The 22,155-nt window shown below is 56.6% G+C and carries 19 protein-coding genes and 1 CRISPR repeat array; of the genes, 14 read left to right on the top strand and 5 right to left on the bottom strand.

Annotation, left to right across the window (positions count from 1 at the left end; all coding sequences use genetic code 11):
* The first annotated feature begins 282 nt into the window (after positions 1-282).
* Complete coding sequence (locus tag BP846_RS11835) at positions 283-540, top strand: PRC-barrel domain-containing protein (RefSeq protein ID WP_292395655.1); 258 nt, start codon at positions 283-285, stop codon at positions 538-540.
* Here BP846_RS11835 and BP846_RS11830 read toward each other — a convergent pair.
* From BP846_RS11830 to BP846_RS11810, 5 genes are all read right to left on the bottom strand, one after another.
* Positions 516-1,220 carry a phosphoglycolate phosphatase gene (locus BP846_RS11830; protein ID WP_292395653.1) on the bottom strand — a complete coding sequence of 235 codons (705 nt, stop codon included), beginning with the start codon at positions 1,218-1,220 and terminating at the stop codon, positions 516-518. The two genes, BP846_RS11835 and BP846_RS11830, sit on opposite strands and share 25 nt — an antisense overlap.
* Positions 1,214-2,188, bottom strand: a complete 975-nt coding sequence (gene radA / locus BP846_RS11825; RefSeq protein WP_292395651.1) for a DNA repair and recombination protein RadA — start codon at positions 2,186-2,188, stop codon at positions 1,214-1,216. Before radA ends, BP846_RS11830 begins: the two co-directional genes overlap by 7 nt.
* Positions 2,189-2,296: 108 nt before the next feature.
* The gene (locus tag BP846_RS11820) at positions 2,297-3,583 is read right to left on the bottom strand and encodes a nucleotide-binding protein (protein WP_292395649.1); all 1,287 of its coding nucleotides are present in this window, start codon (positions 3,581-3,583) and stop codon (positions 2,297-2,299) included.
* 15 nt (positions 3,584-3,598) lie between these two features.
* Entirely contained in the window at positions 3,599-4,891 is a 1,293-nt protein-coding gene (gene lysA / locus BP846_RS11815; RefSeq protein ID WP_292395647.1) for a diaminopimelate decarboxylase, read from the bottom strand.
* On the bottom strand, positions 4,888-6,036 hold the full coding sequence (locus BP846_RS11810; RefSeq protein ID WP_292395645.1) for an LL-diaminopimelate aminotransferase: 1,149 nt from the start codon (positions 6,034-6,036) through the stop codon (positions 4,888-4,890). The genes lysA and BP846_RS11810 overlap by 4 nt, the downstream gene beginning before the upstream one ends.
* Before the next feature lie 116 nt (positions 6,037-6,152).
* Between BP846_RS11810 and nifS the strand changes: the two genes are divergently transcribed.
* The 13 genes from nifS to cas3 all read left to right on the top strand — a co-directional run bounded on the left by nifS (position 6,153) and on the right by cas3 (position 18,143).
* Positions 6,153-7,352: a cysteine desulfurase NifS gene (gene nifS, locus BP846_RS11805; RefSeq protein ID WP_292395643.1), complete on the top strand. Its 1,200-nt coding sequence runs from the start codon at positions 6,153-6,155 to the stop codon at positions 7,350-7,352.
* Positions 7,353-7,451: 99 nt separating this feature from the next.
* Positions 7,452-7,769: a divalent-cation tolerance protein CutA gene (cutA, locus tag BP846_RS11800; RefSeq protein WP_292395642.1), complete on the top strand. Its 318-nt coding sequence runs from the start codon at positions 7,452-7,454 to the stop codon at positions 7,767-7,769.
* Complete coding sequence (fdhD, locus tag BP846_RS11795; protein WP_292395640.1) at positions 7,769-8,518, top strand: formate dehydrogenase accessory sulfurtransferase FdhD; 750 nt, start codon at positions 7,769-7,771, stop codon at positions 8,516-8,518. The genes cutA and fdhD overlap by 1 nt, the downstream gene beginning before the upstream one ends.
* Positions 8,515-8,994, top strand: coding sequence for a DUF1890 domain-containing protein (locus BP846_RS11790; protein WP_292395638.1), 480 nt, complete (start codon positions 8,515-8,517; stop codon positions 8,992-8,994). The genes fdhD and BP846_RS11790 overlap by 4 nt, the downstream gene beginning before the upstream one ends.
* Positions 8,973-9,248 (top strand): DUF1894 domain-containing protein, encoded by a 276-nt coding sequence (locus BP846_RS11785; protein WP_292395636.1) that lies wholly within the window; start codon positions 8,973-8,975, stop codon positions 9,246-9,248. Before BP846_RS11790 ends, BP846_RS11785 begins: the two co-directional genes overlap by 22 nt.
* A gap of 379 nt (positions 9,249-9,627) precedes the next feature.
* Entirely contained in the window at positions 9,628-10,314 is a 687-nt protein-coding gene (locus BP846_RS13140) for a CRISPR-associated endonuclease Cas6 (RefSeq protein WP_394339973.1), read from the top strand.
* A 3-nt stretch (positions 10,315-10,317) separates the two neighbouring features.
* Positions 10,318-11,295 (top strand): CRISPR-associated endonuclease Cas1, encoded by a 978-nt coding sequence (gene cas1 / locus BP846_RS11775; protein WP_292395634.1) that lies wholly within the window; start codon positions 10,318-10,320, stop codon positions 11,293-11,295.
* On the top strand, positions 11,295-11,582 hold the full coding sequence (gene cas2 / locus BP846_RS11770; RefSeq protein WP_292395632.1) for a CRISPR-associated endonuclease Cas2: 288 nt from the start codon (positions 11,295-11,297) through the stop codon (positions 11,580-11,582). The genes cas1 and cas2 overlap by 1 nt, the downstream gene beginning before the upstream one ends.
* 31 nt (positions 11,583-11,613) lie before the next feature.
* A complete protein-coding gene (gene cas4 / locus BP846_RS11765; RefSeq protein WP_292395630.1) occupies positions 11,614-12,168 on the top strand; it encodes a CRISPR-associated protein Cas4 in 555 nt (184 codons plus the stop codon).
* Positions 12,169-12,217: 49 nt separating this feature from the next.
* A complete protein-coding gene (locus BP846_RS11760) occupies positions 12,218-14,119 on the top strand; it encodes a TIGR02556 family CRISPR-associated protein (protein WP_292395628.1) in 1,902 nt (633 codons plus the stop codon).
* A gap of 13 nt (positions 14,120-14,132) precedes the next feature.
* On the top strand, positions 14,133-15,038 hold the full coding sequence (gene cas7b, locus BP846_RS11755) for a type I-B CRISPR-associated protein Cas7/Csh2 (RefSeq protein WP_292395626.1): 906 nt from the start codon (positions 14,133-14,135) through the stop codon (positions 15,036-15,038).
* A 5-nt stretch (positions 15,039-15,043) separates the two neighbouring features.
* A complete protein-coding gene (gene cas5b, locus BP846_RS11750) occupies positions 15,044-15,748 on the top strand; it encodes a type I-B CRISPR-associated protein Cas5b (RefSeq protein WP_292395624.1) in 705 nt (234 codons plus the stop codon).
* Entirely contained in the window at positions 15,675-18,143 is a 2,469-nt protein-coding gene (gene cas3, locus BP846_RS11745) for a CRISPR-associated helicase Cas3' (protein ID WP_349680784.1), read from the top strand. Before cas5b ends, cas3 begins: the two co-directional genes overlap by 74 nt.
* A gap of 132 nt (positions 18,144-18,275) precedes the next feature.
* Positions 18,276-22,100: a CRISPR direct-repeat array (repeat unit 37 nt; unit sequence GTCGAAGAGGCTGATCCAGGACAACAAGGATTGAAAC).
* Positions 22,101-22,155 lie beyond the last annotated feature (55 nt).

Below are 22,155 nucleotides of genomic sequence, written 5' to 3'. Positions count from 1 at the left end.
CCCCAGGGGGCGGGGGCAGTCATGGCGATACCCCAGGGAAAGCCGTGCCCCGGATTGCATGCAAGCGGGAACACCGGGATGGGATCTCAGATGACCAGTTGTTTCGTAGGGCACTACTGATCCATTCTATCCTTCCTTGCGAGAACCCTGAGACACCACCGACCCTTTTAGCCATGGCAACGGCGGCGGCAACCTCCTCCAGATAGAGAAACTGTAAAGCGGTTTTCCTGGGATTTTAAGGAATTTAGAACATTTAAATAGTATAAACGCCCCACGTTCTGTATGAGCAAAACTTTCTGCCGCACTCTTGCCAGGAAGAAAGTGATGAGTAATGATGGCATGCTCATCGGGACCATCAAGAACATTATGGTCGACCTTAATACGGGGCAGGTTGTTGACCTGATTGTTAAACCGGACGAGACGTTCAGGACTGAAGGCTACAGGATGGATGGGGACAGGATGCTTGTGCCGTTTGAGGCGGTAAAAGACATAAAAGATTATGTTGTGGTCGATCGCTATCTGCTGAAAAGATCGGGATAATACTTTTTTACCGCTTCCACAAACCCATCCCCATACGCACTCCCGGAGACCCAGTCTGCCGCCGCCCGGGTCGGTGCCGCGGCGTTTGCGACCGCAACACCGATGCCGGCGGCCTTGAGCATCTCGATATCGTTCTCCGAGTCCCCGATAGCCAGAATATCGTCCGGGAGAAGTCCCATATCCCCGGCGAGCTTCCGCATCGCCGTCTCCTTGCTCACGCCGGGTGCCTGAAGGTGGAGCGCAAACCCTGTATCCAGCACCCGGATGGGGAGGTGGCGGTCACGGATGACCGCTCTCGCCTCATCGGGATCGATCTCCCGGGCGAAGGCCACATCGGCGAACCGATACTGCGCGCTGAGGAGTTCGAGTCCGATACCCTTTGCGGCAAAATGGTCCCTGAGGAGATCAAACGCTTCAAGGCAGGCTGCCCGGTCGCCCGGGATCTGGAGGATGCCTCCAAATCTCCGCCGGTAGACACCGCCGTTCTCGCCGATGATGGTCCCGTCCGTCCCGACCATCTTGCAGAGGCCGTCCATGAAGCAGACGGTGTTGCCACTTGCAAGCACCACCTCGATGCCGGCATCCACGAGGGTCCGGATGGTCTCGATGGCGCGTGTGTTGATGCGCCGCCGCCGGTCCGTGATGGTGCCGTCGACGTCCGTTATGATCGCTTTCAGCACTGCTTGAGCCCAGCCTGCTCGACCATGAATGCCGCCTCGCCCTCGGGGAGGTTGGGGCTGTCCACGAGGCGGGCAACCCTTTTACCGCCCTTGCTCTTACGGAGATAGAGCCGGAATGTTGCGGTGTGCCCGACAATGTTGCCGCCGATTGGTTTTGTGGGGTCGCCGAAGAGGACGGCCGGGTTCGACATCACCTGGTTGGTCACGAGGCCGACGGCGTTGTGATCGTCGATCAGTTTCAAGAGGTCGTGCATGTGGCGGTTCAGTTTCTGCTGCCGGGCAGCGAGGGTGCCGCGCCCCGCGTACTCCGAACGGAAGAGGGACGTCAACGAGTCGATGACGAAGAGCCTGGCCGGGTAGTCGGAGGTCCGCAGGTCGTTTGCGAGTTCTCGTGCTGTATCAAGGAGCAGCATCTGGTGATCGGAACTGTGTGCCCGGGCGACGTGAATCCGCTCAAGGATCTCCTCCATCGAGCCGAGGTCCGCATCCTCCGGTAGTCCGTCGACCATCTGCTCGATACGCTCCGGACGAAACGTGTTCTCGGTATCGACGTATATGACGCTCCCGTGCAGCCCGCCGCTCTCCTCAGGGAGCTGGGCGTTGACGGCCATCTGGTGAACGAGCTGGCTCTTTCCGGACCCAAACTCCCCGTAAACCTCGGTTATCGCCTGCGTCTCAAGACCCCCGCCGACCAGTTCGTCGAACTCGGGGACCAGCGTCTTCAACTTCTTGATAAACTGCCTCTTGTCCAGGATATCCCGGCCTGTCTTGAAGCCGCCGATATCCGCCATCTTCCGTGCGGCGAGGATCACCTTCTTGGCGGTGCCCTCACCGATCTCCGCCGCCTCGGCGAGGTCCGACGTTGTGGCCGTTGCAATGCTCTCGACGGTCCCGTATCCCGCTTCGCGGAGTTTTTCGGCGGTGGTTGGCCCAACGCCGGGTAAATCTTCAAGATCAATCTCTGTCATCTCAATCCTCACTTGATCTCTATGGTGTGTTCTGCTACGATACACTTAGATGTATAGCGGGAGGCATAAAGGTCGCTCGCCGTGCGGTGTGAAAGTGAAAGTCCGGGATCAGGATCCCCCGGAGAACCGATCCAGGCGACGCTCCAGATCTTGTGGATCCGGGAGCGCGGCCTCGATATGGTGGAGGGTGATCACGCCCCGATGCACGGTGCCTCTGGCGCGCACCTCATACCCGATGGGCAGCGGTTCGGCAAGGATGTAGCAGGCGTCGCCGGTATCGATGCAGACTCCCTGCCCGGTGGCGATGATCGTCCCAACGACTTCCACCTCCTTCCCCTCTTCGGCGAGGACGACGAGAGCGCTCCCCCAGGAGAGGTGCAGTTCGAGGTCCCCATACCGCCCCCGCCGGGCGGTCGCATTGTAGATCTCGATCCGGTCACCGGGAACCAGGTGCTCCTCAGCCTTCTCGCCCCAGATGACAACCGGGATCTCCCCGGTTCCGTCGGCGGCGACCAGGTTCCTGACAGACGACTGCCTCCCGCTCCGTGTGGTGAACGAGTGAGGCGATTGCACGCTCGCCACCGTTCCAGCAAGCGAGTACGACCCTCCCTCCTCTACGTCCGCGACGGTCTTGAACAGGAGGGTGATCTCCCGTTCAGAGGGTGTGACGGATGCCGCTTCGCCGAGGCTGTACTCGATGCCCTGATCGCTTTCCCGTGCGGTGGCACCGCGGATGACAACGTTTTTTCCTGTCTCAACCCCGAGAAGGACGGCCGGAGCCCAGGCGACGAGCCTGAAGACGCCGTCTTCGTTCCCGATCACCGCCTCGACCATCTCTCCGGCGCTCCCGTCGCGCCGGGTGAACGCCCGCGGGCCCTCGACGGCGATGAGCCTGACTTCGAGGTCTCCCCCCGATTCGGGAAGCGCAGAGACCCCGGCTTCCTCCGGGCAGGTGATCTCGCACGCCGCCTCCTGGACAGCGACGGCGGTGACGTCGGGGGTCTTCCCCCTGCCCTTCGGTCGACCGAGGACTTCAAGCACGTCCCCGACATCGATCTCGCGGACGCCGCCGGCCTTCTCGTCCCAGAGAGTCAGCCTGGCCCTGCCGGTCTCGTCGCCCACCATCACGCTCGCCACGATGCCGGTCGTGCCGTCAGGCCGCTCGAACTCCCGGGGCTCTTCGACGGAGAGCACCTTTGCAAAGAAGCAGGCGAGGCTCGGTGCCCCGGCGAGGTCGCGTATCCGGATGTGCGCCCGGCCGAGGTCTTTGACGACCACCATCGCCGCTGTGCGTTCGTCCAGCAGGTCGCCGGACTCAGCCACCTTCTTCTCCACCCGGCGCTCGAACTCTCCCTTCGGGAGGAGGTCGTCGACCAGGAGGTAGTGAAACTTCACGCTGCCTCTCCGCTCCTACGCCAGCCAGGGCGGAGTTGCCATGAGGGCGGTCATGTCCTCGATCGTCTCGGCCCGGCGCATCAGGGCCGCCTTCTTGCCCGAGAGGATCACTTCGGGGCACCGGGGACGGCTGTTGTACTGGGACGACATCGCAAACCCGTAGGCCCCGGCATCGAGCACCGCGATGAGGTCGCCGGCGCGAAGGTCGGGGAGCATCCGGTCCTTCGCAAGGACGTCGCCCGTCTCGCAGATCGGCCCGGCGATGGAGTACTCGCGCGCAGCGGGTGCGTCCGCCCTGTTTGCCGCCACGACCTCGTGGTAGGAGTCGTACATCGTCGGGCGGACCAGCAGGTTGAACCCGGCGTCGACGTTGGCGAACGTCTTATGGGCGGTCTTGACCGAGTTGACCCGGGTGAGGAGGACCGTCGAGTCGGCGACGAGCCACCTGCCCGGCTCGACCCAGAGTTCGGGCTCGATCCCGAGGTCCTGGATGCCCTTCAGGAAGACCGGCATGACCGCTCCGGCATACTCTTCCGGTGTCGGGGCCCGGTCGGTCTCCCGCCGGTAGGGGATGCCGAGGCCTCCGCCGATATCGATGAACGCGGGCTCGACGCCGATCCTGATGAGGTCGTGGGCGACTCTGATCAGCACCTCGACCTCGCGGGCGAACGGCTCCACGGCAAGGATCTGCGAGCCTATGTGGCAGTGGATACCAACCGGGTTGATATGCTCCGCGGCGAGCGCGTGGCGGTAGGCATCCAGGATCTCCCCTGCCGGGATGCCGAACTTGCTTGTCGCAAGACCTGTCGCAATCTTTGGGTGGGTGGGGACGTCGATGGCCGGGTTGACCCGGAAGGCAATATCGACAGTCTTTTTTGCTTTCGCGGCTGCCACATCGAGCTGCCGGAGTTCGTCGAGCGAGTCCACTGAGACCCTGACTCCCTTCTCGACCGCGAGGGCGAGGTCGGCAGGGGCTTTCGAGCTCCCGTTGAAGAGGAGCGACTCGGGACGCATACCGGCAGCAAGGGCGAGCGTGAGTTCCCCGGCCGAGAAGACGTCGGCCCCGGCGCCCATCGACGCGAGCGTCTTAAATATTGCCAGGTTGCCGTTCGCCTTTGCGGCGTAGAGCACCCGGACCTTCGGGTAGTGGGCGACCAGAGCGCCCGAGAGGCGCCGGAAGTTCTCGCGGACCCTCTTTTCGTCGGTGACGTAGAGGGGAGTGCCGAACCGTTCCGCAAGGTCCACCGTGTCGTGCTCGCCGATGTAAAGGTGGCCCCCCCTGACCGAGAGGTGGGAGGGGAGGATCACTGGTCGAGCCCCCGCATCCGGTCCACCGCCTCGCTGATCCGCTCGATAGACCGGGTGATGGCGAACCTGACGAACCCCTCGCCGTTTCTGCCGAACCCTACTCCCGGAGTCGCGACGATCCCGGCCTGGTCGAGGAGCTGTGCGGAAAACGCCATGCAGTCGTCGACCGGCACCCAGACGTAGAAGGTGGCCTTCGGCGCCCGGACATCGAAGCCGATCTCGGAGAGCCCTGCGACAAGCACGTCCCGGCGCTCCTGGTAGACCGAGCAGGCTTTGGCGACGCAGTCCTGGGGTCCGGTGAGCGCGGTTATGGCGGCGTGCTGGACGGCGTTGAACGCGCCCGAGTCGACGTTGGTCTTGACCCGGCCGAGCCCGGCGATGATATCGGGGTTCCCGCAGGCCATGCCGATGCGCCATCCGGTCATGTTGTAGGTCTTCGAGAGCGAGTGCATCTCGACGCCGACCTCCATGGCACCGTCCGCCTCGAGGAACGAGGGCGCCTTGTAGCCGTCGAAGGTGATCTCGGAGTAGGCGTTGTCGTGGACGACGACGATGTTGTGCTCCCGCGCGAACTCGACGACCTCCTCGAAGAACGAAAGGGGTGCCGTGGCGGCGGTGGGGTTGTTGGGGTAATTGATGAACATCAGTTTTGTCTGCTTCACCACATCGGCGGGGATATCCTCGAGCACCGGGAGGAAGTCGTTCTCAGCCCGGATGGGCATCTCGTAGACCTTCCCTTCGGCAAAGAGCGTGGAGGTCTTGTAGACAGGGTATCCGGGGTCGGCAGCGAGGACGACCTCTCCCGGGTTGACAAAGGCCTCGGCGATGTGTGCAATGCCTTCCTTTGACCCGATGAGCGCGAGCACCTCCTTCTTCGGGTCCAGGTCGACCCCGAACCGACCCTGATACCAGTCGGCCACCGCCTCGCGGTAGGCGAGCATGCCGGTGTAAGAGGGATAATGGTGGTTCTTCGGGTCGCGGGCTGCGGTGCAGAGTGCCTCCACGATATGCGGCGGGGTAGGGAGGTCGGGGTCGCCGACCCCGAGGTCGATGACGTCGACACCCTGGCGCAGTTTCTCCTCTTTCATATCGTCAATGCGTGCGAAAAGGTAGGGAGGAAGGTTATCCATGCGTCTCGAGTACATTACCAAATATTGCGCACGGGACCCTATTTAATTTCTTACTTGCGGCGGGCGGGCTCGTTGCCCGCACGGGAACCGGTAACGCTGATACGCTCCCGGCTCCTACGCTGTACCCGGACATGAACGACAAGGATCAACGTCCCGTGTATATGGATCACGCGGCGACGACATTCATGAGGCCTGAGGTTCTCGCGGCGATGGCCCCGTATTTCTCCCGGTATTTCGGCAACCCCTCGTCTCTCTACCGGTTTGCCCGCGAGTCCCGAAAGGGCGTGGAGGAGGCGAGAATGCAGGTGGCGACGGCCCTCGGGGCGGAGCCGGAGGAGATCTCCTTCACCGCCGGCGGCAGCGAGGCCGATAACTGGGCGATCACGGGGGTCGCATCGGCCCTCCGGAAGAAGGGGGACCACATCATCACCACTGCGATCGAGCACCACGCTGTCCTCCATACCTGCGAGGCCCTCGAGAAGCAGGGCTACCGTGTCACCTACCTGCCCGTAGACGGGGACGGCCGGGTGGATCCGGGCGATGTTCGGGACGCGATCACCGACCGGACGATCCTTGTCTCGGTAATGACTGCAAACAACGAGATCGGGACGGTTCAGCCGATCACGGAGATCGGCCGGGTTGCGCACGCCCACGGCGTCCTCTTCCACACCGACGCCGTTCAGGCGGTCGGGGCGGTGCCGATCGATGTGGATGCGCTCGGGATCGACCTCCTCTCGCTCTCCGGGCACAAGTTCTACGGTCCCAAGGGGACTGGAGCGCTCTACATCCGGCGGGGAACCCGGATCGAGAGCCTGATCCACGGCGGGGGGCAGGAACGGGGCCGCCGGGCCGGGACCGAGAACGTCCCCGGGATCGTCGGGCTCGGCCGGGCGATCGAACTTGCGACCGCCGATATCGAGGGGCACAATCGGCGGATCGCCGCTATGCGAGACCGGCTGGTCCGGGGGGTCCTTGGATCGATCCCAGATACCCGGTTGAACGGTCACCCGAAGCAGCGGCTTCCGAACAACGCGAACTTCAGTTTCCGCTACGTCGAGGGCGAGTCGATCCTCTTACTGCTCGACGCTCATGGCATCTGCGCCTCTACGGGAAGCGCCTGCTCCTCGGCGTCGCTTGAGCCGTCGCACGTCCTCCTCGCGACGGGGCTTCCCCACGAGGAGGCGCACGGGTCGCTCCGGCTGACGCTCGGCGATGCGAACACCGAGGACGACGTCGACTACGTCCTTGAAGTGCTGCCGGAGGTGATCGGGCGGCTGCGGCAGATATCGCCGTTGACGCCCGCCTGTGCCCGGATGCCGGAGGTTGAGTGATTGGTGACGGATGCTCCCGGCGGTCCTCGCCTGCGACGTCATCTGGGCCGCGGTCGAGCACTGATACAAGTTAAATACAGGCAATACGAAGGTAAAACCATGGATCTCCCGGAATATGTTGTGGTCTTCTGCACGGCGCCTGCCGGGGAGGCGGAGGAACTCGCGAGAGCCCTTGTCGATGCCCGGCTGGCCGCCTGCGTGAACGTTACCGGCGTGCAGTCCTGCTTCCGGTGGGAGGGCACGGTCTCTAGCGAGCCCGAACAACTCCTGGTCATCAAGACGCAGCACCGCCTGCTCGACCCGCTCATCGCCCGGATACGGGGACTTCACAGTTACGAAACCCCTGAGATCATCGCGCTCCCCATTATCGGCGGCTACGCCCCGTACCTGGACTGGGTACGGGAGGAGACGGCCTGATGGATATCGTCTGTCGCGCCGGGGTCCAGGTGACGGGTGACGGCGCGCGCACTGTTCACGACGACATCATCGTCGAGGATCACGTCCGGCTCTTCCTGAACGGCGAATACCTCACGACCCTGGTGGCAAGCCCCGACCGCCTCGACGACCTGGGGGCCGGGTTTATCGTCTGTGAGGGGCTGGCCGACGAGGTCGACTCGGTGGAGGTCTCCGGCAAGGACGTGTATATCACCGCCCCGGTCAGGAAGGACGTTCGGCTCGAGATGGAATCTTCCGGGGGTTACCGCGTGATCGGCGAGCCCAGAGAGGTTGCCTCGTCGATCACTGTCACGGCGGATGGTGTCCGTGCGGTCACGGCAGCGATCGAGTCCGATGTCTGGCGGAGAACCGGGGCCGTCCACTGCTCGGTCCTCTTCTGCAACGGCGAACTCATCACCCGGGCCTGCGATGTGGGGAGGCACAACACCGTTGACAAAGTCGTGGGCTACGCGGCCCTCCGGGGGATCGATCGGTCGACGTGCGTTCTCGGGTGCACCGGCAGGCAGCCGTCGGGGATGGTGGCGAAGGCGGCGAACGCAGGGATCCCTATCGTCGTCTCCCGCGCCGCCTCGACCGACCGCGGCATCCTCACGGCAGAGCGGGCGGGGCTCACCCTGGTCTGCTTCTCGCGGGGGGAGCGGTTCACCATCTACACGCACCCCGAACGGGTGCCTGACGTCTTAGCTGCCGTGGAGAAGGCTCAACCATGACGGAGACGATTTACGGGGAGAAAACTGCACTGATCCTGCTCGGGTGCCCTCAGGTGCCCGTCCAGACGAGCATGGCGCTCTACCTGATACATGGCTTAAAGCAGCGAGGCATCCGGCCGGTGGTTGCCGGGACGGCAGCGGCACGGAAGTTGATGGAGGTGGCCGACCCGGACCGGTACTACCTCGGCGAGATGACCGATATCGATGCAGCGATCGACGAGATCACGGGGAAGGCGCGTGATTTCGACCTCTGCTTCGTCTTCATACACAACGATTCCGGGGTTGCCTACGCAGGCACCATGGCCTACATATCGCGGGCACGGCTCTACGCGCTCCTCTTCGGGGAGCATGCGGAAGAACTTGCCGGCGAGATCGAGTTCCCCTGCGAGGTCGTCGCGGCGAAGGCCGTGCACAACCCCATGCCGCTGAAGCGGAGACTTGACGAGGTGATGCAATGGGCTGCCTTGAAGCGCTGAAACCCGAGATACTCCTCTCCCAGGCCTCATTCCGGGAGGCGCGAGAGTACATCAAGAAGCATGTCCGGGAGTATCACGAGGTCGAGCCGGGCTACAAGATATTCGATGTCCACATCATCGGTGTCGCGCCGCTCTACGTCGGCGTGGAGGGCGAGCACCTGATCTTCCCCTACACCAAGCCCTGCCACGGGACGTTCGTGGTGAAGGTCCCGGGCGGCGAGGAGATCGCGCGGCTGCGGGCGAGGAAGAAGTAACCCTTTTTGCCCTTTTTAGAGTTAGGCTGGCGGACTGTGACCGGCCACTCTGAACGTGCCTTAGGAGTGACTGACAATACCTGCCGGAGCACTCAGTACAATGTATTCGATCGTCCTGTTCACGGTGCATCAATGGTTTTCAGATGGCCCCTATGAATGGATTTCCACCTGACTACGTATCGCTGGTGCTCCTGCTCCGGATGTTCCGTCCATCGCATATCGCCACGCACTGCCCCCGCCCCTGGGGGCGGGGGAGGAGGCCGAAGGCCGGGCGGGGTGGAGGGAACCTCAAAGAGACTGCTCTCTTAAAAACGAGGGTAGAAACTCCGGGGCCATTACAAAAGAGAAGTCATATATTGCCTGGTGGTGAACTACCCACATGCGTCTGCGCCTCTTTTACATGAATCTGCGTTCAGACCAGGAGTTGCCTTACCGGCCTGACCATCTCAGAGGATATCTGACAAGTGCCTTCAATGAATACACGCTCCTCCACCAGCACATTGACCACAACCAGCTCCGGTATCGCTATCCTCTTGTCCAATACCGCGTTCTCGACGATACCGCCGTTGTTATCGGCATCAATGAGGGGGCCGACGTCCTCCAGGAGATCTACCGGGAAACTCGCGTGATCAGGTTCGGGCAAAAGGTCTACCAGATCTATGAGAAGAGCGTCACCGTTGAAGAGCAGGATTTCGGACTGTCTGAAAAGTTTCATCTGTATCGCTTCATTACCCCGTGGATCGCTCTCAACCAGCAGAACTATCTCCGATACCTCGAATTTGACCGCAACGAGAGGTCTGAACTCCTCAGAAAGACCCTCACCTCCAACTTCCTCTCGGCCTCGAAGGGCCTCGGGTATCATGTTCCCGACAGGATCAAACTTGATATCCGAAATATCTCAACATGCCAGTGTGATCTCAAAGGAACACCGATGATCGGGTTCACCGGGGAGTTTCTGGTGAATTTCGATATCCCGGACCTTCTTGGCCTCGGCAAATCTGTCTCCCGTGGTTATGGAGCGGTAAGGTGTATCGACCGGACGGCAACGAGCCGCGGCGGGGGATGACTGATGAATCTCCTCATTACTACCCGCGGCTCGCTTCTCCACAAGAAGGGTGAGAGTTTCCTGATCAAGACCCCGGAGAAGAATACCGAAGTGCCGATCACGAAGGTCGAGAGCATCTGGATTGCCACGGCGGCGATGCTCTCCACCGATGTGATCAAGAGCGCCCTGGAGCACAACATCGACATCGTCTTCCTGGACGAGTTCGGCGACCCCATGGGGAGGGTTTGGTATCCGAAACTGGGCAGCACTACTCTTATCCGGCGCAGGCAGTTGGAGGTGGCGGAGGACGAGAAAGGTCTTCAACTGGTCAAAGAGTGGGAGGTGCAGAAGACAGGAAACCAGATCGCCCTGCTCAAAAAACTCAAAAAGACACGTCCGGGCCAGGAAATCCCCCTTGAGAAAGCAATTAGTGAGATCAGCGCATTCCGAGATGATGTCCTGCACCTCTCCGGCAACATCAACCACTGTCGACAGGCTATCCTTGGCATCGAAGGGATGGCCTCAAGGATCTATTTTTCCGCGATCGCAGATATCCTCCCCGACGAATGGAGATTCGCAGAGCGAAGCCGCCGCCCTGCAAAAGATCCCTTTAACGCGACTCTTAACTACGGCTATGGCGTTCTGTACAGCATCGTGGAACGGGCCTGTATCCTCTCCGGCCTCGATCCCTACGTGGGTATCCTCCACACAGACAGTTACAACAAAAAATCCTTTGTCTTCGACTTTATCGAGGGGTTCAGGATTCATATCGACGAGCCGGTGGTCTTTCTATTCACGAAGCGGAAGGTGCGCGAGGGGCACTTTGAGCCCTTTGAGGGAGGTGTCGGCCTCTCGAAGGAGGGCAAGGCCCTCCTGATGAATGAACTCAACGCCCACTTTGACGAGGAGGTGGCGTATCGTGGGAAGAACATGAAGATCCGGAACACCATCCTTGCCGAAGCACATGCTCTGGCAAACCAGTTGGTCCGGGGGTATGACTGATGCTCGTCTGGGTCATTTATGATATCTCCGAAGACAAGGTGAGAAACGCCGTCGTCAGGGTCTGCAAGAAGTATGGGCTTTACCGTGTTCAGAAGAGCGCTTTCCTTGGCAATCTCAATAAAAACGAGTGGGATTCCCTTGGTATCGAGTGTGCAGGCCTCATAGAGGAGGGCGATTCGGTTTATGTCTTCCCTATGTGCGAGGAGTGCTATCAGAAGATCGCTCTTATCGGAGAGGGCTTTGACCGTGATCTTGTGAGGGATACCCTTGGCGTCATGGTCATCTGAAGGGCCCGCATCGCTAACTGTCTCTGATGTGATGGAGTATCTCTTCTGTCCGAGATACATCTATTTCCTCCACTGCCTTGATGTCCCGCAACACGAGGAGAAACGGATCAAGGTCATGATTGGGAGGGAGGCCCATCATACCCGGGAGACGAGCAACATTTCCTACCTCCGCCGCGACCTCGGCGTGCGGAGAAAAGAGCGCAGGGTATACCTGACATCGGAACGTATCCCTATCCGGGGGATCGTCGACGAGGTGCTCTTTCTCGGCGACGGGACGGCGGTCCCTTTCGACTACAAATTTGCCGAGTACAAGGAGCGCCTCTTCAAAACCCACCGCATCCAGTCAGTGCTTTATGGGATAATGATCGAGGAACGGTATGGCGTGCCAGCGCGCCGGGGATATCTCTGTTATCTGCGGAGCAATAATCTGGTTAAAGAAATTCCCTTTTCCCCCGGGGCCAGGGACGAGGCAAGGGGGGTGGTGGAAGATATCCTCAAAATAACCGAGTATGGTTATTATCCCCGGCCTACGCGGTTGAGACAGAGTTGTATCGACTGTTGCTACCGTCATATTTGTGAGAAATAGCAGATCGAAAGATATTTCGTAACTATACGTTTATATCCCTTTTAGGGAAATGATTGATTCTATTCGGCAGATTGGACAATATGCCACTCAAAAGAGCGGCATCTCACTGGATGCCCCGGCAGATGTCCTGAAACTCCTCTGTGAAGATCCGGCCAGCTCACCGGCATACCGCCACATCTTCACGATCGAAGTCGAAAGGGATGGCGAGTTGTGCTCGTTTGTCAGAGTAGGTTCTGAGGAGTACTCTCACGATAAGATCGCCCGCTATATGTACCGGAAGGGTGGGGCAAACGGGCCGGACTTCTCTCTCACCAGCAGGCTCACCGAGCCGGGAAAGTTTTTCCCCAACAAGATCCTGGGGTGGCTGAAACAGGATTTCAACAGCTCTGTGTCGGCTTCTGATCTCCGTCTCCTTGAATCCCTGGGGCAATGCATCACTGATCACGCCGAGGAGATCGTCAACGCTCTCACCGAGAAGAATGACGTAATCCGGAAGGATAAAGGAAACGCCATTGTCACGGTCATCTTCAGTCAAAACGGGAAGAAGGAGTACATTGGAGACATTCCCCTCTTCCAGAATCTCTTCAGGGAAAAGGCCTTGAATAAGTATTACTCGAAGTACAATACCGAATCCCGGGCGAAGGATCAGATCTGCTCTATATGCAGGGAGAAAAAAGGTGAGGTCTATGGATTTGTTGCTCCTTATGCATTTTATACCGTGGACAAGAAAGGGATGGTTTCTGGCGGTTTCGACCAGTCCCTGGCCTGGAAGAACAATCCCATCTGCCGGGACTGTGCCCTCCTCCTTGAAGAGGGGAAGAAGTATCTTGAAGAGTGCGCCAGTTTCAGGTTCCAGGGTTTTGATTACTTTTTGATTCCGAAACCGGTTCGTCCGGGGGTCGACACTGAGGTCTATGATGTCATTGAGGATTTTCACAGGCGCGGGGCCGAAACCCATCTATCAGGGAAGTATATGCGCCTGCTTGATCAGGCACAGGACGAGGTTCTCGACCTCCTCTCGCAGCAGGAGAACACCTTCCTCTGCAACATCCTCATTTATCACGCCGGGAAAGGTGAGTTCAAGATCGACCGGTATATCGAGGATGTCTTTCCTACCCGGCTCAGGGTCCTCTTTGATGCCAAGAAGAAGGTGGATCTTCTCCCTTACATCTCGGATCTTAAGGTTCCGGCCTTTACAAACGGGAAAAAAACAGGCGATGTACCCTATTCGTTCGATTTCGGAACGGTCAGGCACTTCTTCAGGGCTGAGGTCGACGAGAGCCTCAATGGCTACTTCCTCGAGATCGTGAACAAGATCTTTACCGGACAGCCGGTGGACTATCAATTTCTGATCTATGCGTATATGCGCAAGATCCGGAAACTCTTCGCGCAGAATTACCCGACCCGTGAGTCATGTCTGAGAGGGCTTGCTCTCCTTTGCTACTTCCAGGAACTGGGCATCCTTATGAATTATAACCGGAGGCGTACAATGAAACCCCCCATTGCAGAACTTGGAAAAGAAAAAACCGGTTCTAGAAGCCGGGAAATTACGGGTGAGATCTTTGAACAGTATGCTGACTTCTTTGATTCCGACGCAAAGAAGGCAGTCTTCCTTGAAGGGGCGCTGGCGCAACTCCTGCTGGATATCCAGTATGTGGAACGTAAGGCAACACCCTTCAGGACGAAACTCCACGGTCTGAATCTGGATCGGCGGAGTGTCACCGTTCTCTTCCCCAAGATCCAGAACAAACTGGAGGAATACGGGAAGAACTACTACCGTGATCTGGAGCAGTTGATCTCCCAGCACATGATTCAGGCCGGAGAGGAGTGGAGGATGTCAAAGGACGAGATCAGTTTCTACTTCACCCTCGGCATGAACCTGGCGTACCTGTTCAAGGCAGATAAGGATGAAGAACTACCCGAAATGGAAAAACCAACCGGAGATGAATGAAATGAGCGGCATTGTGTCACAACGCAGAGAGATTGTATTCTTATACGACGTCAAGGATATCAACCCCAACGGCGACCCCCTCGATGAGAACAAGCCCAGGATCGACGAAGAGACCATGATCAATCTGGTCAGTGATGTCAGATTGAAGCGGACGGTCCGCGATTATCTTCACGACTTCAAAGGTCGGGAGATTTTTATCCGAGAAACCCGGAAAGAGGATGGAACTCTTATTGACAAGGAAGGGCGTCTTGACGACCTGAAGGTGACATCCGGCGACGAACTTCTCAAGAAGTGCGTCGATATCCGGCTCTTTGGGGCGACGGCGGCGATCAAGGGGAAGAGCATCATCTTGACCGGGCCGGTCCAGTTCAGGATCGGGCGCTCTCTTCACCGCGTGAAAGTGACATACGTGAAGGGAACCACGGTGATGCCCTCCGACAAATCAAGCAAACAGGGGACGTTCACCGAGCAGTATATCCTTCCCTATTCTCTCATCGGGTTCTACGGAATCGTCAATGAGAACGCCGCACAGAGCACGCAGCTCACTGACGACGATGTCGCCCTCCTCTATGACGGCCTGTGGAACGGGACGAAGAACTTGATATCCAGGTCGAAGATTGGCCAGATGCCCCGCCTCCTCCTGAGTGTGGTCTATAAAGAGAAGAATTACCATATCGGAGACCTGAACGGGACGATCAAGCTCGTGTCCGGGAAGGACGGCGAGGAGATCCGGGATGTCAGCGAGTTCAGCCTTGATGTGACCGATCTGGTTGCCGCACTCACCGACAACAAAGAGAAGATCCAGCGGGTCGAACTCATAGAGGACCCGAGGCTTACCTGTGTCGCTGGAAAGAAACAAGAATCGCTCCAGAAACTGATCACGGCAGCGGGCATCAAGGTCACGCCGCTGGCCCTCTGAGTATCATGACCCGCGTGCTCGTGTTTGAGGTCTGGGGCGAGTACGGCCACTTCAGGAAACACTATACCACCACCTCCCCCCTCACATTCTCTATTCCGTCGAGAACTGCCCTGACCGGCCTTATCGGGGCCATCATCGGCCTCCCAAAGGAGGAATATCTGGGCTATTTCAGACGCAAGAGGGCTCAAATTGGGGTACGGCTGATGGCCCCGGTCAAGAAGGTTCGGTTCTCCGAGAACCTTATCGATACGAAAAAAGCCGGTCCAATGATGAACGAGATCAAGAACCGGACGCAGATCCAGTACGAACTTCTTAAGGATCCTCGCTTCAGGGTTTATTTTGCCCATGAGGATCCTGATATTCAGGAAACGGCGCGGGATCTCCTCTCCACGCATCGTTCGGTCTACACTCCCTGCCTAGGGCTCTCCGAACATATTGCCAACTTTATGTACATAGGTGAGTATGAGGCAGAGAAGAAACGCTCGGAGGCAGTGGAGATCCATACGGCGGTCCGTAGCGACGAGGTAGGAAGTATAATCTTTGAGCCCGGCCTCCAGTATATATCCGAAATCATGCCGGTTGAGATGGCCGACGATCGCACGGTCACTGATTACTCTGAGATCATCTTCGAACGGAATGGCAACCCCATCAGGGCTGAGAATACTCTTTACTGGGAACTGGAGGATGGTGAACATATCACCTTCCTTTGATCCTCTCCTCTCCCACCCTGACCGCCTGCTCGGTCGACACCTCCGTGATGTTGCCGAAGGGGCGGCGCAGATTTGCACCGATTCGCCGGCCTCTTTTCTCTCGATCGGGCTCTCTAATGAGGATCTCGAAGCGTTGTGTTATCTCCTTGGAGCGTGCCACGACTTCGGGAAGGCGACCTCCTACTTCCAAGAATATATTAAAGCAATCCGGGATGGCAGGTCTCCGAAAAAGAGAGCGGAGAGTAACCACGGTGGAATATCCGCACTGTTCGCATCCTCGGTGGTGCGGTCGCGGTTCTCTCATCTCGATTCACCTCTCAGAGATATCCTCCCCTATATTGCTTATGAGGCGGTCAGGCGGCATCATGGCGACCTTCACAACAGTCTGGAGGATATTGAGTTACTCAGGGATGATGAGGAGGTTTTCTCCCGACAGATCGCCTCGATGGATCTCGACCTGACACTTGAGGCTTACAGTGGCCTGGTCGACGCCGCAACGGTTGCCGGGTTTTTCCAGAACTGGCGAGAGGAGATGGATGTGACGCTCCGATATGCAAACCGGACTTTCAGGCACCTGCGGAGAAAACCTGATCCGGGGTATGCCGGCCTGGCCCAGTTCTGTTATTCCGCCCTTCTCTCAGCTGATAAAGAGGGTGCATCGGGACTTACTGTAGCGCGAAACCTGGGGGCTGTGCGAGGAGACCTGGTGGACCGGTACAGGGAACGGAAGAATTTTGGTCGGGTGGACAGCAGGATCAACGCGATCCGAAACGCGATCTATGCAGAGGTCACCGGACAGGTGGGGGGCCTCGATCTTGCCGAGCATATCTTCTCTCTGAACCTCCCGACCGGAACGGGCAAGACGCTCACTGGTCTCTCGTTTGCCCTGAAGTTGAGGGAGCGGATCGAGAGGGAGAGGGGGCTTTGCCCCAGGATCATCTACTGCCTCCCGTACCTCTCGATCATCGACCAGAACGCGCAAGTCTTTGAGGAGGTGTTTGGGTGCGGCGGCGCACCCCCCTCGTCCGAGGTGCTTCTCACCCATCACCATCTGACTGAGTTCTCGTACCGGACGGAGGAGGGCGAATACGAACCCGATGATAGCCAGTTTCTCATCGAAGGGTGGAACGCCGAGGTGATCGTCACCACCTTTGTGCAGTTCTTCTCGATGCTCTTCTCGGGCAAGAACCGGGCGCACAGGAAGTACCACAGGGTTGTGGGCGGGATTGTGATCCTCGATGAGGTCCAGACACTCCCGCACCGCTACTGGGAACTGGTCCGGCAGGCTGTATCGAGACTGGCAGAAGACCACGGGATCTATTTCATCCTGATGACGGCGACCCAGCCGCATATCTTCAAAGCCGGGGAGGAGATCCGGGAACTCGCGCCGGGACGGGAGACGTATTTCCATGCTCTTGACCGTCTCGACCTCTACGTCCACCGCGAGCCGGTGAGGATCACAGAGTTCATCGAGATCGTCAGGGAAGATCTCAGTGCGCAGCCGGACAAGGACTTCCTCATCGTGATGAACACCGTCGCCTCTTCCCAGCAGGTTTTCAGGGCTCTCACCGAGCCGGCCGAGCCCGGAACTGCCTACGTGTACCTTTCCACACGGGTCGTCCCCCGGGAGCGGCTCAGTCGAATCAGGATGATCAAGGAGAAAGAGCTGGATCCGTGGCGAAGGGTGATCGTGAGCACCCAGCTCATCGAAGCCGGGGTGGATATCGATGTCGACGTAGTCTACAGGGACTTTGCACCGCTGGACTCGGTCAACCAGGTTGCCGGCCGCTGCAACCGCAACTTCGGAAAGGTGAGGGGGGTGATGCACCTTTTTGAGGTCGTGGATGAGCGCGGGGTGCCTTATTCCCGGTATATCTACAGGGAAAGCGAGGTGCTGCTCCAGAAGACCCGGGATGTCCTTGAGGGTAAGGTGATCTTAACCGAGGCCGAGTTTGTTACGACCATCGAAGAGTATTATGCAGCTGTCAGCGACGCAAAAAGCGACGATTTCTCAAAGAAGTTGCTGGAACATTACACCCTCCTTGAATTTGAGGATCTTGACAGCGGATTTAACCTGATCGATACGGGCTATCCGAAGTGCAGCGTCTTCGTCGCCCTGGACGAGCGGGCCGAGGATCTCTGGAACCGGTTCCGTGCCGTCAGGCAGATCAAAGACCGAAGCACGAGGAGAAATGCGTTTCTTGCGATACGGAAGGGGTTTTATGACTATGTGATTGCCGTCCCCTCAAAGTTCAGGGATGCGGTTGGGTATGATGAGGGGATCGGGATGGGCTATATATCGTCAGAAGAGATCGACCAAGGACTTCTGTATGACCTGGAACTTGGATTTCATCCTGCGCAAGAGGACGGGGGAGGCGGGATGCTCGATCTTTAAGTGCCAGGGGTTCGCTGATATAAAGAACGGAGATCTTTATGAAGGGTCCGATATGAGGGGGATGTGCGGAACACCTTTATTATTCGGGGAACCAGAATGGGTATTCCGGCAAAAGGGCCAAAATTGCCCCCTGTCGAAGAGGCTGATCCAGGACAACAAGGATTGAAACACCGAAGAAATCACCTGGAAGACGCCGGGGGTCCGCGCAGTCGAAGAGGCTGATCCAGGACAACAAGGATTGAAACCACGTTCTGCGTAAAGTGCTTCATCAAGCGCCTTCTGTCGAAGAGGCTGATCCAGGACAACAAGGATTGAAACATCGCTCCATCGTTTTAGACGTCGGATCAAATCTGTCGAAGAGGCTGATCCAGGACAACAAGGATTGAAACAAGAGGTATGTAGGTGACTCATTTTAACCCCATCACTGTCGAAGAGGCTGATCCAGGACAACAAGGATTGAAACCAAACACGGAAGTCTTTTTGATCTCATGCAAGTAGCGTCGAAGAGGCTGATCCAGGACAACAAGGATTGAAACCTCTATACGGTATTTCTGGATAATGAAAGTGCTATGTCGAAGAGGCTGATCCAGGACAACAAGGATTGAAACCCTGATGATATTATCTATTCGCATATCTATCATCTAGTCGAAGAGGCTGATCCAGGACAACAAGGATTGAAACAAATTATAGCAGAAAAGGACGATGAAATTATCGAGTGTCGAAGAGGCTGATCCAGGACAACAAGGATTGAAACCTGTCCGGGTCTTCCGCGTCTTGATCTTGAGGAGGGTCGAAGAGGCTGATCCAGGACAACAAGGATTGAAACATATCACCACGCATATGTGCAAGACAAGTGTATCGTCGAAGAGGCTGATCCAGGACAACAAGGATTGAAACTAAAAATGGTGCATTGAAGATTAAACTACCAAAAGGTCGAAGAGGCTGATCCAGGACAACAAGGATTGAAACCCTTTACGGCGCTCCACGCCACGTCGGCGTCTTTCGTCGAAGAGGCTGATCCAGGACAACAAGGATTGAAACAAAAGGCCAGAGTGGCCGGTCAGGCGGTCGGCTCGTCGAAGAGGCTGATCCAGGACAACAAGGATTGAAACTTGCAAAAACTCCAGAAGGGTATAGGATCATGACTGTCGAAGAGGCTGATCCAGGACAACAAGGATTGAAACTCAAAGAAGATTGGGAAATTGTAGAAGTATGGGAAGTCGAAGAGGCTGATCCAGGACAACAAGGATTGAAACCTGGAGAGGCAAGTGTAGGAAATAATCCTACTATGTCGAAGAGGCTGATCCAGGACAACAAGGATTGAAACCCTTTGAATTAATCCGTAATGGAACATTCAAATGGGGTCGAAGAGGCTGATCCAGGACAACAAGGATTGAAACTTGATGGTGAGAAGAAGATTGTAATTGAGCGCAAATCGTCGAAGAGGCTGATCCAGGACAACAAGGATTGAAACCCTATACTCTGTCTTTGACGATTCCCCACACTACCGGTCGAAGAGGCTGATCCAGGACAACAAGGATTGAAACTTATAGTCATGTTATAGCTCCAATACATACTATGCATGTCGAAGAGGCTGATCCAGGACAACAAGGATTGAAACACTACAAGGAGGTTATCCCGGGTCGCACGGCAACAATCGGTCGAAGAGGCTGATCCAGGACAACAAGGATTGAAACTTTCACCGCAATATTATAACTGTGGTGCATCACCGTCGAAGAGGCTGATCCTGGACAACAAGGATTGAAACTACAAATAGTGAAGAAATTAATGGGTTGGTTGCTGGTCGAAGAGGCTGATCCAGGACAACAAGGATTGAAACCATCTACAATGCTGCTGGAACCAAACCGACAACGGCGTCGAAGAGGCTGATCCAGGACAACAAGGATTGAAACCTCACTGGTTTGTCTATCCGAATGCTCCTGTCGCGGTCGAAGAGGCTGATCCAGGACAACAAGGATTGAAACTGAAAGCCTATACTTTCTGTGCATAACGAGATGATCGTCGAAGAGGCTGATCCAGGACAACAAGGATTGAAACTTATCAGAGTCAAGGTCAAAGAGATGGATACACCGGGCAAGTCGAAGAGGCTGATCCAGGACAACAAGGATTGAAACCGCCCTTGTGGATCTTGAGGCGTCCCAGATCAAACGTCGAAGAGGCTGATCCAGGACAACAAGGATTGAAACTCTCCTCTGGTGCTAGGGTAATGCGGTCAGATTCTTGTCGAAGAGGCTGATCCAGGACAACAAGGATTGAAACCCGAAGACTGATGCAGGAGCAAGAAGGATGAGGTTGTCGAAGAGGCTGATCCAGGACAACAAGGATTGAAACTCTGGGAGAAGGTCGCGCCCTCTCAGGCGCTGACGGTCGAAGAGGCTGATCCAGGACAACAAGGATTGAAACTGGTGTTAAAATTGATACCACAAACCCAAATCCAGAGTCGAAGAGGCTGATCCAGGACAACAAGGATTGAAACCCAAGACCCGGAGGTGCTGTATCGCGCCCTGCTCAAGGTCGAAGAGGCTGATCCAGGACAACAAGGATTGAAACTTGTGGAGCAAATCATTAAAAAACAAGTAAAGAATGGTCGAAGAGGCTGATCCAGGACAACAAGGATTGAAACTTTTTACATTGTATGCTATGTGGGACGACAAACAAAAAGTCGAAGAGGCTGATCCAGGACAACAAGGATTGAAACTCGACGATGAAGAAAAGGCACTCGATAACCGCGTTAAGTCGAAGAGGCTGATCCAGGACAACAAGGATTGAAACTCAATCGCCTGCACGGGCTCCAGCGGGAACCGGTGGTCGAAGAGGCTGATCCAGGACAACAAGGATTGAAACTATATACATTTCTTACATAGTATGCAGAGTAAGAGGGTCGAAGAGGCTGATCCAGGACAACAAGGATTGAAACATAAAAGAAGATAGTTTGTTATCGCAGTGCCGGGAGTCGAAGAGGCTGATCCAGGACAACAAGGATTGAAACCGATCAGGTATGGAGGGAGGAGATCCGCTATCCGGCGTCGAAGAGGCTGATCCAGGACAACAAGGATTGAAACACAAGTTCAATTACAACCTGTTCTTCATCATAATTGTCGAAGAGGCTGATCCAGGACAACAAGGATTGAAACATCGAAAGAAGCGATAACCGCGCGGTATAAAAATAGTCGAAGAGGCTGATCCAGGACAACAAGGATTGAAACTCTAAAAGGCGTTGAAGATGGAATAAACGCCTATAAAGGTCGAAGAGGCTGATCCAGGACAACAAGGATTGAAACTGGAGTAACACCAATCAACACATTCGTAACAACATCAAGTCGAAGAGGCTGATCCAGGACAACAAGGATTGAAACTACGTGTAATAATTGTTCTGGTTTCCGGCACGCTGTCGAAGAGGCTGATCCAGGACAACAAGGATTGAAACATAATCCCTCAAACGCTTCAAAATTGCATCATGTTTGTCGAAGAGGCTGATCCAGGACAACAAGGATTGAAACAGATGGTAGTCATGGGGTTTGTGATCGGGTTCTTGCGTCGAAGAGGCTGATCCAGGACAACAAGGATTGAAACTTGTAACAAGCCTATAGGGGAGTAGTGCACGTGATAGTCGAAGAGGCTGATCCAGGACAACAAGGATTGAAACAGTAAAATACAAGATAATTATATAAAACTTGCAAAGGTCGAAGAGGCTGATCCAGGACAACAAGGATTGAAACTCTTCCTGCTGCTCGCGGGGCTCCTCATCGCCCCGTCGAAGAGGCTGATCCAGGACAACAAGGATTGAAACCTGAGCCGCCTCCCTGGATAGGGATCGGCGGCGGCCGTCGAAGAGGCTGATCCAGGACAACAAGGATTGAAACATGGTCCATTAATATTCAATAATGAGGTTGCAAATGGTCGAAGAGGCTGATCCAGGACAACAAGGATTGAAACAAGTTCTCTGATTCAGTATAACCGATAAAAAATCTTGTCGAAGAGGCTGATCCAG

It is taken from the genome of Methanoculleus sp. UBA303 (assembly GCA_002501655.1).
Taxonomy (GTDB): Archaea; Halobacteriota; Methanomicrobia; order Methanomicrobiales; family Methanoculleaceae; genus Methanoculleus.
Note: the sequence above shows the minus strand (reverse complement) of the source record. Positions and strands in the feature narration are given on the sequence as shown.